At 58.5% G+C, this 14,065-nt stretch carries 15 protein-coding genes; 5 read left to right on the plus strand and 10 right to left on the minus strand.

Annotated features, from left to right (window positions below; all coding sequences use genetic code 11):
- Nucleotides 1-191 precede the first annotated feature (191 nt).
- From AC2FLE_RS11915 to AC2FLE_RS11940, 6 genes are all read right to left on the minus strand, one after another.
- Nucleotides 192-854: a DUF2461 domain-containing protein gene (locus tag AC2FLE_RS11915; protein WP_496697257.1), complete on the minus strand. Its 663-nt coding sequence runs from the start codon at nucleotides 852-854 to the stop codon at nucleotides 192-194.
- A gap of 16 nt (nucleotides 855-870) precedes the next feature.
- On the minus strand, nucleotides 871-1,215 hold the full coding sequence (locus AC2FLE_RS11920; protein ID WP_496679459.1) for a TfoX/Sxy family protein: 345 nt from the start codon (nucleotides 1,213-1,215) through the stop codon (nucleotides 871-873).
- A complete protein-coding gene (locus AC2FLE_RS11925; RefSeq protein ID WP_496697259.1) occupies nucleotides 1,215-1,613 on the minus strand; it encodes an MAPEG family protein in 399 nt (132 codons plus the stop codon). The genes AC2FLE_RS11920 and AC2FLE_RS11925 overlap by 1 nt, the downstream gene beginning before the upstream one ends.
- Before the next feature lie 24 nt (nucleotides 1,614-1,637).
- Nucleotides 1,638-2,024 (minus strand): VOC family protein, encoded by a 387-nt coding sequence (locus AC2FLE_RS11930; protein WP_496697260.1) that lies wholly within the window; start codon nucleotides 2,022-2,024, stop codon nucleotides 1,638-1,640.
- Nucleotides 2,025-2,091: 67 nt separating this feature from the next.
- Nucleotides 2,092-3,327, minus strand: coding sequence for an RNA polymerase sigma factor (locus AC2FLE_RS11935; RefSeq protein WP_496697262.1), 1,236 nt, complete (start codon nucleotides 3,325-3,327; stop codon nucleotides 2,092-2,094).
- A gap of 4 nt (nucleotides 3,328-3,331) precedes the next feature.
- Nucleotides 3,332-3,703 (minus strand): YciI family protein, encoded by a 372-nt coding sequence (locus tag AC2FLE_RS11940; protein WP_142638441.1) that lies wholly within the window; start codon nucleotides 3,701-3,703, stop codon nucleotides 3,332-3,334.
- A gap of 158 nt (nucleotides 3,704-3,861) precedes the next feature.
- Here AC2FLE_RS11940 and AC2FLE_RS11945 point away from each other — a divergent pair, with 158 nt between their 5' ends.
- Genes AC2FLE_RS11945 through AC2FLE_RS11955 form a run of 3 tightly spaced genes read left to right on the plus strand, consistent with a single transcriptional unit; the run spans nucleotide 3,862 to nucleotide 6,973 of the window.
- Nucleotides 3,862-5,343: a DUF4153 domain-containing protein gene (locus AC2FLE_RS11945; protein WP_496697263.1), complete on the plus strand. Its 1,482-nt coding sequence runs from the start codon at nucleotides 3,862-3,864 to the stop codon at nucleotides 5,341-5,343.
- A complete protein-coding gene (locus AC2FLE_RS11950; protein WP_271950973.1) occupies nucleotides 5,340-6,017 on the plus strand; it encodes a response regulator transcription factor in 678 nt (225 codons plus the stop codon). Before AC2FLE_RS11945 ends, AC2FLE_RS11950 begins: the two co-directional genes overlap by 4 nt.
- Complete coding sequence (locus tag AC2FLE_RS11955) at nucleotides 6,014-6,973, plus strand: sensor histidine kinase (protein ID WP_496697265.1); 960 nt, start codon at nucleotides 6,014-6,016, stop codon at nucleotides 6,971-6,973. Before AC2FLE_RS11950 ends, AC2FLE_RS11955 begins: the two co-directional genes overlap by 4 nt.
- Before the next feature lie 16 nt (nucleotides 6,974-6,989).
- Here AC2FLE_RS11955 and AC2FLE_RS11960 read toward each other — a convergent pair whose 3' ends face one another.
- Genes AC2FLE_RS11960 through AC2FLE_RS11975 form a run of 4 tightly spaced genes read right to left on the minus strand, consistent with a single transcriptional unit; the run spans nucleotide 6,990 to nucleotide 10,213 of the window.
- On the minus strand, nucleotides 6,990-7,280 hold the full coding sequence (locus tag AC2FLE_RS11960) for a hypothetical protein (RefSeq protein ID WP_496697267.1): 291 nt from the start codon (nucleotides 7,278-7,280) through the stop codon (nucleotides 6,990-6,992).
- On the minus strand, nucleotides 7,270-8,322 hold the full coding sequence (locus tag AC2FLE_RS11965) for a hypothetical protein (protein WP_496697269.1): 1,053 nt from the start codon (nucleotides 8,320-8,322) through the stop codon (nucleotides 7,270-7,272). The genes AC2FLE_RS11960 and AC2FLE_RS11965 overlap by 11 nt, the downstream gene beginning before the upstream one ends.
- A complete protein-coding gene (locus tag AC2FLE_RS11970; protein WP_496697270.1) occupies nucleotides 8,319-8,729 on the minus strand; it encodes a hypothetical protein in 411 nt (136 codons plus the stop codon). Before AC2FLE_RS11970 ends, AC2FLE_RS11965 begins: the two co-directional genes overlap by 4 nt.
- Nucleotides 8,726-10,213, minus strand: coding sequence for an FAD-binding oxidoreductase (locus tag AC2FLE_RS11975; RefSeq protein WP_496697272.1), 1,488 nt, complete (start codon nucleotides 10,211-10,213; stop codon nucleotides 8,726-8,728). Before AC2FLE_RS11975 ends, AC2FLE_RS11970 begins: the two co-directional genes overlap by 4 nt.
- Nucleotides 10,214-10,780: 567 nt before the next feature.
- On the opposite strand from AC2FLE_RS11975, the gene AC2FLE_RS11980 reads away from it, so the two are divergent.
- Together AC2FLE_RS11980 and AC2FLE_RS11985 are read left to right on the plus strand one after the other, a co-directional pair.
- Nucleotides 10,781-12,361, plus strand: coding sequence for an ABC transporter substrate-binding protein (locus tag AC2FLE_RS11980; protein WP_496697273.1), 1,581 nt, complete (start codon nucleotides 10,781-10,783; stop codon nucleotides 12,359-12,361).
- Between the two features lie 104 nt (nucleotides 12,362-12,465).
- Nucleotides 12,466-14,031 (plus strand): ABC transporter substrate-binding protein, encoded by a 1,566-nt coding sequence (locus AC2FLE_RS11985; protein WP_496697274.1) that lies wholly within the window; start codon nucleotides 12,466-12,468, stop codon nucleotides 14,029-14,031.
- Nucleotides 14,032-14,065 lie beyond the last annotated feature (34 nt).

The raw sequence follows: 14,065 nt of genomic DNA on the forward strand, positions 1-14,065 counted from the left end.
CATCACAACTGGAAGCACTGTGGAAGCAAGCAGTACGAGAAAAACACTGTGACGGACCCGTAACAGATAATGCCAACTCGTAGGATACCGGCAGCAATGTTGGTGACGCACCCTCGCTGCCTGACCCGCTCAATGTGAGACCCTTGGCGTTGAAGAAGGCGAAGGGATACCATGATCCTGTGTTAGATCGGCTAGGTGCCAAGGGACTGCAAGGCCCGAAACACCGGGTGGAAGAGTTGAAATTGATTTAGACATTCTTCCCTAAGACCTGCCTGGGTTACGGTGGGTTGGGCGGTAAGATCCGTCCAAACGGTAAGCCCCTTGCGGCGCAGAAGGTCCAGATGGGGGTGATCACTCGCATAGCCTGACGGTCCGCGCTTCAACTCGGGCTCGCTGATCCTGACATTCCTGGCCGTAAGATCATTGATGATTGCCATGAGATCATTGCCCGCTGGTCCTGCTACGCCGGTCCGATACCTCTCTAGGGCTGCTTTTACATATTGGAAGACGCCGCACCCAAGGGACAGGCAATCCGGGGACAGACCGAAATGCCAAAGCGGGGGCTGATCTCCGCAATCGCCGGGTATGAAAGACATGCGCAGATGAGGATTATAGGGTGACTTGTCGTTTGAGAACCGCACGTCTCGATGAATACGGTAGATCTTGGCCGAATGGGGCATGTGCGTCATCTCGTCCAGCGCCTGTGACATCTGGGCCGCAAATTGTTCTGCGGGCTGTTTGATCGCGGCCTCATAGATCTGTTTGTTGGCGTGAAACCACTCGCGTCGGTTATTGGCCCGCAGATCAGAAAGAAACTGAAGGGCCTCGGGCGAAAAGCAGCGGAACTGATCCATCATCTTCTCCTGATAGTCAACTTTTCGGCGGCAGGCTGGCGGCGTGCGCCAGGCACAGGCTCAGCCAGTCACCCAGCGCAGCCGGATCGCAGTTGGCCTCGTCTACAACGACAAACCCACCGAGCTTTCGCTTTCCGTGGACAATCGGGTTTGCAAACGGATTAGACAGCGCCTCGGTCTCTTTGGCCTTGCCGACACGGAACATGAACCGTCCAAACCCGTCTTTGTCGCGGCGTGCGCCGCACAACATATTGCCGTTCAGAAAAAAGCAGGTGCCACCCATCATCCGCATTTCGGAAATTCCAATATGCGCCTCGAGGGCGAGGCGCATACGTTGGTTCAGGTGTTCATCATTTGGCATCAGACTGATCCCGCCAACTGCCAAAGAATTGACAGGGACAAGACCAGCATCACCAATGTTGTCAGTGCGGCACCGATCACCCGACCTTTGCCGTCGGGGGTGGAACGCAGGCTGACATAATGCACAGCGCGGGCCACCAACAGCACAAGACCGCATCCGCCGACCAGCCAGTCTGAGGCACCGGAAATTTCCGCCCCCGCCAAAGCCAGCAGCGCCAGTGGAACATATTCAGTAAAGTTCCCATGTGCCCGAATCCGCCGCAGCAGTTCGTCGTCATCCCCGTGCAGCAGTAAAACTCCGGTCTGGGATCGTCTGATGCCTACAAGAATTCCCATCGGAATACTCATAAGCACAAAGATTGCTGTCACAAGCAGAGCGATTTGCGGTGTGTGTTCCATGGGAATTCTCCTGTCTGCCCAAGATTAAGACGCCATGCTTTCATAAGTAATCAACGCAAACCGAGCGCCTTGTGGGTCGTTCAGAGTGGCCATCCGGCCGACCCCGGGCATATCTATGGCGGGTTGCAAGACTGAGGCGCCTTGTGCAACTGCGGCTGCTAGGCTGTTATCGACATCAGCAACCGTAAAAAAGATCGTCCAGTTTCCATCCGTCTCGGGCATGGGCGAGAACCCTCCGATTGGCGTTTCACCAACCACCGCGGCGGCATAGCTTGACCCGTCCTGCATCGGCATCTCGTTAATGTTCCAGCCCAGCACATTTTTGTAGAATTGCTTGGCCTTGGTCTGGTCTGGTCCGGAGTGCCCGATCCAGCCCGAGTTTCCAACGGTGGTCATGTCCAGAATGCTCATCTTTATCTCCCTTTGATTGCCCGCTGCATGCGGGACTGAACAAAGGACGCGTGAGGATCGGCCTTTCCTACAACTGGTTCAAATCTTTTTCACAGGCAGCGATTTCTTTCAGGACCGCCACACGTTCCGGTCCCGTCGGGCCGAGGTTCAGAACACGGTTAAGGGACTGGATCGCGGCGGGAAGATCGCCGATCTCTCGCAACATTGCCGCGCGCAAGGCATGGAACCAGCGATAAGACGCCAGATCATTCGCCACGGTATCCAACGCAACAAGCGTGCGGCGTGGGCCATGAACCCTGGACCCGGCGGCGATCTGGTTCAGGCGGATAACCGGCGAGGGCTGGAGGCGATAGAGCGCGGCATAATGCGCCTCGATCAGAGACCAGTCGGTATCTTCTGTCGATTGGGCATGCGCATGAACGGCGGCGATTGCGGCCTGAATACCGTAAACACCCACTTGGTTCAGCCGTTCGGCCTTTTGCATCAGGGCTGTCGCTTCGGCGATGTTGGCCTTGTCCCAAAGGGCCCTGTCCTGATCTTCCAGGGCTACAAGATCACCTTGATCGTCTAGCCGTGCTTCACGACGGGCATGTTGCAGAAGCAACAGGGCCAGCAGTGAAATCTGCTCGGCCATCGTCGGGAACAAGGCTACCAGCAGCCGGGCCAGACGTATCGCCTCATCGCATAGTTTGAGCCGGATTTGCACCGGGCCACCCGAGGTTGACCAGCCTTCGTTGAACATCAGGTAGATCATCAAAGACACTTCGCCCAAACGCGCAGCCCGCTCCTGTGGCGTGGGTGTTTCAAAAGCGACAGAACTTCCTGCGATCCTTTTCTTGGCGCGGGTAATTCGCTGTTCCATTGCCTTTGTACTGACAAGGAAACCACGGGCGATTTCTTCCACACGCAACCCGGCAACAATTTTTAGGGCCAGCGCAATCTGGTCTTGCCGGCTTAGGTCCGGGTGACAACAGATGAACAGCAGGCGCAGAACATCGTCGCGCAGCTCGTCCGGATCTGGTGGGTCATCAGCCATGGAATGAAATTCTTCCCTGTGGCGGGTCAGGATTGCGCTGCGGCGTTGGGATTTGCGCAAACCATCCAGCCCGGCATTACGGGCGGTGGTCAAAAGCCAAGCCAGCGGATCGCGCGGCGCGCCTTGTTTGCGCCATACGGTCAGAGCCTTTAGACAGGCTTCGGCAAATGCATCTTCGGCAAGGTCGATGTCCCGGAAATACCGCGTCAGGGCAGCGATGGCCTGCGGGCGTTGCTGCAAGAACGTGGCCTCTAGCCAATCCGACACGCGGTCAATCCAAGGTCATCGACCCGCCTGCCCAGGCGGCGGGGCGGACCTCAAGCCGGGCAACAGGTGACGAGATCATTCGCGCATGTTCAAGCGCCTCATCCAGATCGTTGAACTCGGCCAGATACAAGCCCAGAAAACTTTCTTTCGTCTCAGCGAACGGGCCGTCGACGATCATAGGTTGCAGAGTCTCGGCAGCCGCGGGTTCGACTGTGACAGCCGTAGTCGGGGGCATCAGTTTGACGGACAGGAAATCTCCGCGCTGCCTGAGTGCATTCTGTAGCACCGTATGTCCTGCCATGACATCGTCCTGACGGTCCTGTGGCAACGCTTCGAACACACCCGCCTGACCATAGATCGAGATTGCATAGATCATTTTTACCTCCGCGATGTTGGTTTCATCCTGCTAGGACGCGCGAGCCTTTGCAAATCCGACACTCATTTCACCGATCTGCACAGTATCTGCAGATCTTCTGCACCCGAGCTTCCCGACCTTTGGGTCAAACCAGTCCCTTAAAACACAAGAGGGAAGAAATGGCGCAGCAACTTATAATATCTGGAGTTCCGAATTCTGTGGCGCTGGACGCTTGGTGGCTGTCGGAAGAGACAGTGATTTCAGGCACCAAGGGCCCGCCGGGTTCAACCCCGGCGTTTGCCACCGATGGTCGCGCATGGCGCGTGATCGGGTTTATGTTGCTGGTCGCGCTGGCGGATTACCTGTTCTGGGGACATCAGGCGGGTGTGTCTCTGGCGGTCTTTGCTGTGGCGGTTTTTTTATGCGGCCTGCCCGCGGATCGGTCTGGCAAAGGGATGCTTATGCCCGCAGCGGTTTTGGTGCTGAGTGTTTTGCCGGTCGTGGATTTCGTTCAACCATTATCGGTCGCGTTTCTTTTGTCCGGGCTCGTCGTTGCGATTGTCTGGGTCAGGCACCCGAAAGGCCAGGTTCTGGAACTGCTTTTGCTGGCGCTGGGGTTTCTGACTGATCTTCCAAAGAACTGGCTTGGCCCGGCCCGCGCGATACCCGGCCTGAAAACCACGATTGTCAGCGATGCCGGAGGCGGCTGGACGCGGGTTCGGCTGTTCCTGCGCAACTGGGGTCTGCCGATTGGCGGGACGATGGTTTTTGTTACCTTGCTGGCCGAGGCGAACCCGGTATTCCAATCCCTTGTCACCCCGGATATCGCCTTTGGCCACTTGCTGCAGCGCGCCCTGTTCTGGGGAGGGATTGCGCTGATCATCTGGCCTTTTGTCGATAACCAACCGCTTCGCGGACTGAACCCGCGACCATTCGCAGGCCCTCAGACAATCCCCGGCCTCAACGGTGGTTCGGTCTTGCGGGCGCTTTGGGTGTTCAATGCACTGATTGGTGTTCAGACTGTGCTGGACCTTTCGATTCTGCTGGGCGGGGCCTCATTGCCCGAGGGGATGAACTATGCATCCTATGCCCATCGCGGCGCATATCCGTTGCTGGTAACGGCGCTGCTGGCCGGTGCATTCGCCCTGGCAGCGCGGCCGTTTCTGGATGAAAATCGGGTGCTGAAACCGCTGATGGTGTTGTGGCTGGCACAAAATGTGGCTCTGTGCGGTGCGGCATTGATGCGTCTGGATTTATATGTCGGCACCTATGGCCTGACCTACCTGCGTATCTATGCGCAGATCTGGATGGGTCTTGTAGCCGCGGGTCTGGCGCTGGTTGGGTGGCAAGTAGCGTTCAGGAAATCCAATAGTTGGTTGATCGCGCGAACCGGCATTCTGAGCGTTCTGGTCCTCTATTGCACCAGTTTTGTGAATTTTGCCCATGTGATCGCGACCCGAAACCTGAAACTGTCCGAACCGGACTATGCCTATCTGTGTTCGTTGGGGCCCATGACCGGGATGCATATCAGCTACGGGTATCCGAATTCGTTGTGCTATTTTGAAGCCGACCCGATCAACAGCTGGCAGGAATGGGGCTTTCGAAAGTGGCGCCTGTCCCGCTATGGTGCCGATCTGAGCAGTATCGGTCCGGGTATATGAATATCTTAGTTGTCGATGATGATCCGCGGTTGCGTGAAGTTGTGCGTCTGGGGCTGGAACGCGCTGGCTACAGCGTTTCGACCGCCGCCAACGGTCAAGAAGCCGTAATCAGCACGTTTCGCGACGAACCGGACCTGATCGTTCTGGATGTTGGCCTGCCCGAACTGGATGGCTTTGCCGTATGTCAGAAAATTCGAACCCGTTCGGACGTCCCGATCCTGTTCCTGACCGCCCGCGATGATGAGGTCGACCGGATTCTGGGGCTGGAGCTTGGGGCCGATGACTACGTGACCAAGCCTTTCAGCCCGCGCGAACTGGTGACGCGGGTCAAGGTGATCCTAAGGCGCACCAATCGCATTGTGGCGGCGCCGGGAAATCTGCGGCACGGCCCCTTGACCTTGGACCGGACCGCAAGGCTCTGTGCTTGCCACGACACGGAAATTGCCCTGACCGGTACTGAGTTTCAGATCATGGTGATGTTGATGGAAACACCGGGTCGTCTTGTTCCCCGCACGGCCCTGATTGCCGAGATTTGGGGCGCGCGCAGCCAGGTCTCGGACAGGACCTTGGACAGCCACCTGCGGAACCTGCGGAACAAATTTGCGCAGGTTGGTTTGTCGGACTCGGTGGAAACCGTACATGGTCAGGGTATCCGGATGAGGAGGCTGGGGTGACCCGGCGCTGGCGGCCTTCCTTGGGATTTGTGCTGGGCGGTGCGCTGGTCGGAACCTTGGGCCTGTCTTTCGCGGGTCTGGTGGCTCTGCGTTATCTGGGGCCAGAATTCGGATTTCGGAACTCTGCTTTGGTTCTGGGCGGGGTGATCTTTCTGGCTACGTCGGGGCTGGGTTGGTTGCTGGTGCGCCTGCTGCTGCGCCCGATCAAAGCCCTGCAGGCCTATGCCGGGGCGCAAGAGGCGGGTACCCAGGCGGCCTCAATCCAGCATTTCGGCACCAAAGAGCTTCACCAGACAGCAACTCAGGTCGTCACCATGGCCGAGGCGCTGCGTGACCGTGAGGCGACCATCCGGTCTTATACCGATCACGTCACGCATGAGTTGAAATCGCCGGTAACCGCAATCCGCGCGGCGGTTGAGATGCTACAGGACACCCCAGATGGCAGCGATGACTCCAAAGCCCTAATCGCGCAGATCGACGGGGCGCGTCAGCAGATCGAAACCCAGCTTGCCGCGCTTCGGGATGCCGCCCGCGCGCGCGAGGCCCGATATGTCGGGGCAAGCACCCTGCGCGATGCGTTGCCAGGGGCGCCTCCGCTTGAGCTAAACCTGTCCGGGGCGGATGAGGTCGCATTTCCGATCTCGGCCGAGGGGTTGCGGATCGTTCTGGGCCATATTCTGCAAAATGCCAAAGATCATGGGGCCAGCGCGGTTGATCTGCGCGCCTCAGAGGCTGGAAACACGGTTATCCTGACCGTGTCCGACAATGGTGCGGGGATATCGCCCGGTAACGCCGACCGCGTGTTCGATCCGTTCTTTACAACCCGCCGGGAAAGCGGCGGCACCGGGATGGGGCTGGCTATTGTCCGCAACATCCTGTCGGCCCATCGCGGAGACATCGCAAACCACCCCGTCCCACAGGGCGCGCGGTTTGATCTGAGTTTTCATCGGCTCTGACCTGCGCAGATAGGCGTTACTGCGCCGGAAGCGGAAGGCATCCGGGCAGCCCCGCTGGCAGGACCAGCCGTGCCCCTTGACGGTAAAGCGATTGGGCAAACCCGCTGCTCTCTGATGTGACCGTCACGCTGATCCCGGATGATCCGATGACCGCCGCGTCATCGGGCAGGTTCTGCATCAGACTTTGCGAGGGAAAGACCACGACATAGGCCGGGGCCTCATCCGTTATGAACGCGACGACCACCAGAACCGACAGCCAGCCAAGCACCAAAAGCGGGATGGCTGTCAGGAGCGATCTAATAGTCATGGATATGCTCAAGCGTCAGCCCGTCCGCTTGGATCTGGCGCAGGCGCTGTGAAAGATCGGGCACCTTGACCAATATCAGATGGCGATAGTCCCCGAACCCTTGTCGTTGGGCGCTGAAGATTGCATCCGGCGCGGTTGGTTGATCCGACAGGGCGGTGAACAGAATGTCGTCATTGCCGGCGATCTCGACAATCTCGACCCCAGCGCCGGCCATTTCCGCCAGTAGGTTGGTCAGGGTGCGGTAGCGCGGCGTTTCGATCTCAACTCCGTTTGGGCCTTGCGCGATAACCTTCACGCCGGGATAGGCAGACAGGCTGTCTGCACTGGCGCCGGTGATGATCATCCGCAGCGTCAGCTCATCAGCGCCGACCTGCGCAACAGCCTGTTCGATCACGCCCGCATAGGCCTGTTTGGCACCGTATTCCAGACCCAGCGCAATCGCTCTTTCGCTGTCGCGCAGGCTGCCGCTGTTTTGTTCGACCAGGCTCTGGGCGTCGTCGGCGAAGGGCCATTTATACCACGGAACCTGTTGTAGGAACGCGGCATATGCGGCGGCCTGCTGTGCCGACACATCATCCAGAGGTGCCCGCTGTGGGCCCCGCAAGGCAGAGGCCAGCCGACCGAGGGTTTCCTCATAGGCAGCCTTCAGCGCCAGCTCGGCGGAAAAGCTGGCACCGATCACATAGACCATCTGTTTGGTGGCCCTATCCACCTCTCCCAAGGCCGAGGCGTTCCGGTTCAGATCGCAGAGCGACCCCCAAAACCCGGTGATACTGCTCCAGAACCCGTAATCATGGGGGTCCTGGGTGCGCAGAACCTCGGCGTAATCCTCGTAGGCGTGGACAATGTGCCATTCGGGATAGGTCATCAGCGTGCGGGTTTCGGCCCGGTGATGTGCCGGGTCGATCAGCGAGGCATAGGCCAGCGGCTGATCCGCGCCACGACAGCTTGTTTCCACATAAAGGATCGGAGCAGCCAGCGCGATCCCGGCAAGGATCAACACCAGAATCAGCCGTTTGGTCCACCACAGCAGGAACCTCATGCGGTGTGTCTCCTGTCCCGCAGCCCGGCCCAGGCGGCAACGCCGCCAAGCGCCAGATGCGGCAGGTTGGCAAACAGGCGGGGCAGCGACAATTCCGGCCCGGCCGATGGGTTTGTAAAGATACCCAGATCAAGATAGCCAAAACCGGTGAAAAACCCGAACACGCCGTCCCCCAGATAAGCCAGCCCGAACAGGATCAGAAAGCTGCGAGCCGCGCGGTGTGACAACAGCCCGGCAATCAGCGCCCAAAGGGCCGAGGCCACGTGCAGCGCATCGTCATAGATATCCAGTGCGAAAATGCCAAAGGCCAGACCATCCTGATCCGTCAGGCCGGGAATATAGTTCAGCGATGCCGCAATCATCAGCGCGACAAAGTAAATCAGACAGAGTTTTTGAAGGTTGCTCATAGACGCCCCAGATAGCTGTCCCAAAGGTTGTTCCGCAGAACCAGTTGCGGATCAAGCTCTCGTTTTGCCTGCGCAAACCCTTCCGCATTGGGGTAGGCTGCAGTCAGTTGATCCAGTGTCGCATGTGGCCTGTACGGCAGGTAATAGGTTCCGCCAATCGCCACGATCCCGTCGATCAGCGCCCGGGTCATCCGCGCCATGTCGGCTTCGCCGCGTTCGGTCAGCTCCTGGCTGAACGACATGACAGCGGCGATCCGCGGTTTGCTTGCATAGGACAGAACGGCCTGATCGTCCTGTGCGACATAGCGCAGCGTTACGTTCAGAAACTCTTGATACGAGGCCGGAATTACCGCGCGACACACTGATAAGAAATCGTCGAATGCATCGAACCCCACGAAATACTCGTGCAGGATGTCGGTCCGGTCCGGATCGCGGTCGTCCAGAGTCACAACCGGTTCGTTGATCAAAGTGTTCCGCGTCGCCTCACCCGAACCCAGCGCTGGGCCCAGCCGTGTTTCATTCCACCAACGGAAGGATTTGAAGGGCTCGCTGCCCAGTTGAGCCCGGTACAGACGGCTGGCCGCATGCGACATCCACCCCGACCCGGACGCTGGTGGCAGGTCCGACTGGTCTGAGCCTTCGCGATATGTCACCAATAGCGCTTTCTCGAAAAACGCATCGCGTTCAACATTCAGGCGGCCATAGGCCATTGTGACCGCCGGGTCGTCAATCGCCGCACGAAAGGCCGAGGCAAACGCTCCTGCTTCCAGAATGTCGAAAACCGGCGTCAGGCGTGAATTTGGAACCATCTCGACCTCAAGGTCCACGATCACGCCGATCAACCCGTACCCGCCCATCGCCAGATTGAACAGCTCGGCGTTCGCGGTGGGCGAACAGGTCACCAACTCACCCGAGGGCAGGATCATGCGCAACGATCGGACCGTCGCCCCCATCGGCCCAAAGGGAACCGGCCAGCCATGTGCATTGACCGAATAAGTGGCGGCGACACCGAAATCATTATTTGACTGCATGACTTTGGGGGACCAGCCTGCGGGATCAAGCGCTAAGATGACCTGTGACCAGCGGGCTCCGGCATGGGTCAGATAGGTCCCGGCTGAACCGTCGATCTGAACCGATCCATTGTCAAAGGTAATCGCTGTACCGTTGCGGGGAATGGCTTGCCCACCCATGGAATGCCGCGCGGCCCCAATGTTGACCGGGCGTCCTTCTGATCTGGCCTCCGAAAGCTCTTGCCGGATGGCGGCGATCAGCGTGTCTCCGGGGTCATCGCTGAGCACCAGATGTTTGTGGATCGGTGTCGGTGACAGTCCGCTGGCGTCATTCATCACTTTGTCGCCGGTTTCCGCAAATGTCCTTCTTGTGCCTTCATAGACAGGTAGGTCCGGTCCCAGCCACCGTGACGCAACCCATCCTGCCAACCCTCCGCCGGCAAACAAGGCCGCCCTTCTGGTAAATGTTTTCATCTTTCGATTTCTCCCGAAGTTAACTGGGACATCTGATCAAGAATGATTTTAAGCGCAGTTTGAAATTTCTGCGGGCCTCAATCCGGGGTATGTGCCTGACCCCTGCCAAGGTGTCCATTTGGGCATCGGGTCAAAGAATGTGCAAGTCCATGGCCTGCTGTACCGGCGCAAAGGTGTCCTAGTTGCCCCAGATCAGGCCGACGGGTACCTGCAGCATGGCGATCCGCCGTGGTCAGCAGATTCGGGCAAGGTCCAAGGACCATTTTTTTGACCGCAAGTGGCTCGAAACTTGGCTTCATTCCCGGAATGATCAACCGGAAGGCATGTTTTGCAAACTGCGGAAATCCGTACTTGTAAGACGGTCAGCGGTCACAGCTTGGCGTAAGCTTTCCGCTACGTAAGTTCATGCGCGCACGGCAGATTTGCGTCGGGGCATCCGCCAAACTGCCGTTTTTATGCTCAATCAGGTGTTGCAACTGTAACGATGATCTGGATGATCAGGACCACCAAGGCCGTAAAAATGGTCTGTCGTCCAAAGGGCGATATTAACAAAAAGGGGAGTTACAAATGATTCTAAGAAACCTGATGATCGCTGCAAGTGCGACGGCGCTGATGGCGGCGGGCGCTTCGGCGGAAACGCTGCGCTGGGCGCGGGCCGGTGATGCGCTGACGCTGGATCCGCATTCGCAGAATGAGGGTCCGACGCACACCGTGCGACACCAGATTTACGAGCCTCTGATCATCCGCGACGTGACCGGTGCATTCGAACCCGCGCTGGCGACCGAGTGGGGCCCCAAGGCCGATGACCCGAATGTTTGGGTCTTCAAGCTGCGCGAAGGCGTGAAATTCCATGACGGTGCGGACTTCAACGCCGAAGATGTGGTGTTCAGCTTTACCCGAGCCAAGCAACCTAATTCCGACATGAAAGAGCTGATCGGTTCGATCGCCGAAGTGCGCGCAGTTGACGATTTCACCGTCGAGATTGTCACAGATGGTCCGAACCCGATCCTGCCGTCGAACCTGACAAACCTGTTCATTCTGGACAAGGGCTGGGCCGAGGCGAATGACACCGTCAATGTTCAGGATTTCGAAGGCGGCGAAATCACCTATGCCACCACCAATGCCAACGGTACGGGCCCCTATGTTCTTCAAAGCCGCGAGCCTGACATCAAGACGGTAATGGTGCGCAACGACAACTATTGGGGCATCGACCAGTTCCCCATGGAAGTGACCGAGATCATCTATACCCCGATCCAGAACGCTGCGACTCGCGTTGCGGCGATGCTGTCGGGTGAGGTGAACTTCCTCCAGGATATGCCGGTGCAGGACATTGAACGCGTCAATGGTGTCGACGGTCTGATGGTCAAGCAAGCCCCGCAGAACCGGGTGATCTTCTTTGGTATGAACCAGGGTGCCGACGACATCGAGGCGGATAACGTGGACGGCAAGAACCCTCTGGCCGATGTGCGGGTGCGTCAAGCGATGTCGATGGCGATTAACCGTGATGCGATCAAGCAGGTCGTGATGCGCGGCCAGTCGCAGCCTGCAGGCATGATCGCACCGCCCTTCGTGAATGGCTGGACCTCTGACATGGACGGCGAATCCTCCACCGATCTGGCCAAGGCCAAGGAACTGATGGCAGAGGCAGGTTATGGCGATGGCTTCTCGCTTCGGCTGGACTGCCCGAATGATCGGTACATCAACGATGAAGCCATCTGTCAGGCGGCTGTTGGGATGCTGGGCCAGATCGGCGTGACCGTGAATTTGGACGCCAAGCCCAAGGCGCAGCATTTCCCGCTGATCACCGATGGCAAGACAGATTTCTACATGCTGGGTTGGGGTGTGCCGACATATGACTCGGAATACATCTTCAACTTCCTTGTGCATGGGCGCGAAGATGACATCGGCACGTGGAACGGCACCGGTTATCAGGACGATGCGCTGGACGGGAAGATCAAGTCGCTTGCCTCGAATACCGATCTTGACGCTCGGAATGCCGACATCGCCGACATCTGGCGGGTTGTGCAGGACGAAGCGCTTTACATCCCCATTCATCACCAGGTTCTGAACTGGGGTATGGCCGACGGTGTGGGCATCGAAGTGGATGCCGAAGATCAGCCTAAGGTCAAATACTTCACTCTGAACTAAGCCATTCAGATCAGTGATTTGGCAGGGCGCGGTTTCGCGCCCTGCCTTTTGCGCTATTGTTAAGCGCAACACCGCATCGCGGGGCAAATAAGGGAGATTTCGCCATGACCCTCAGGAACAGTGCCATTGCTTTGGCCTTGCTGGCCACCACCAGCGTTCAGGCTGCCGAATTCAAATGGGCCTCGACCACGGACCCGCAGACGATGGACCCGCACGCGGTCAACTCGGCCCCGGTTCTGGGGTTTCTGAACAATGTCTACGAAGGCCTTGTACGCCGCGACAAGGACATGAGCGTTCAACCCGCGCTGGCCGTCAGCTGGGAGACGATTGGTGACGGCGAAGGTTGGCGCTTTAAACTGCGTGAGGGCGTGACCTTCCATGACGGCAGCAGCTTTGATGCGCAGGACGTTCTGTTCAGCTATCAGCGCGCCTCGGGCGAGGCGGCGGATACCCGCAGCTGGTTCGCGCCCATCAGCGAGGTGATCGTGGTCGACGACTATACGGTCGATTTCATGACGACTGCGCCGAACCCGTTATTCCCATCCTCAATCGCCAACTGGATGATCATGGATCAGGGCTGGGCCGAGGCCAATGACGCAGCGGTGCCCGACAAAGAGGTCGGGAATTACGCCACCCTGAACGCCAACGGCACAGGCGCCTTCAAACTTGCGGCACGAGAGCCCGGCCTGCGCACGGTTCTTGAGCCCTTTGACGGCTGGTGGGATCAGGCCGACCACAACATCACAAGTGCTGAGTTCACTCCGATCCAAAACCCGGCGACAGCGGTTGCAGCCTTGTTGTCAGGCGATGTGGACATGATCAACCCGGTGCCGATCCAGGACGTGGCACGCTTGAAAGAAAACGGGGATGTCGACGTTATTCAGGGGATCGAGGCCCGCGTCATCATGCTGGGGTTCGATCATCAGGCCGAGGCGCTGAAATACAGCGACGATGCGGGCAAACCGAACCCATTCCGCGACGCGCGCGTCCGCAAGGCGGTAGCGCAGGCGGTGAATGTGGATGCCATTCTGGCGACTATCATGCGGGGCAATGCCGAAGCGGCCTCGCAACTGGTTAGCCCGGCGATGAGCGGCTATTCGGCGGCAAACGCAGACCGCCCCGCCTTTGATGTCGATGCCGCCAAGACGCTGCTGGCCGAGGCGGGCTATGCGGATGGCTTCTCGTTCGGGCTGAAATGCCCCAATGACCGCTATCTGAATGATGAGGCCGTTTGCCAGGCGGTTGTCAGCATGCTGGCCCAGATCGGGATCACTGCGGAACTGGATGCCATGCCGGTCCGTAACTACTGGCCGGAACTCAGGGAAGGCAAATACGATATGTACCTGCTGGGCTGGAGCCCCGGTACATTTGATGCCGAACACCCCGTGCGCTTCCTTGTGGCCACCCCAAACGAAGAGAAAAAGCTGGGCAGCTGGAATTTCGGCGGATTTTCGAACGCGCGGGTGGATGAGCTGCTGCCGATGATCCAGTCCGAGTTGGATGCGGGCAAACGGCAGGCGATGCTGGATGAGGTCACGCAGATCATTCAGGACGAACAGGTCTATGTGCCGATGTATGTGCAACCTCTGGTCTGGGGCACACGCAACAATGTCGAACTGACGCAGCGCCCGGACAACTTCTTTCTGCTGCGCTGGGTAACGGTGAACTGAAACCGGGGCGGGGCCAGAAAACGCTAGCTTGCGT

This window comes from Ruegeria sp. CDSA077 (genome assembly GCF_059612265.1).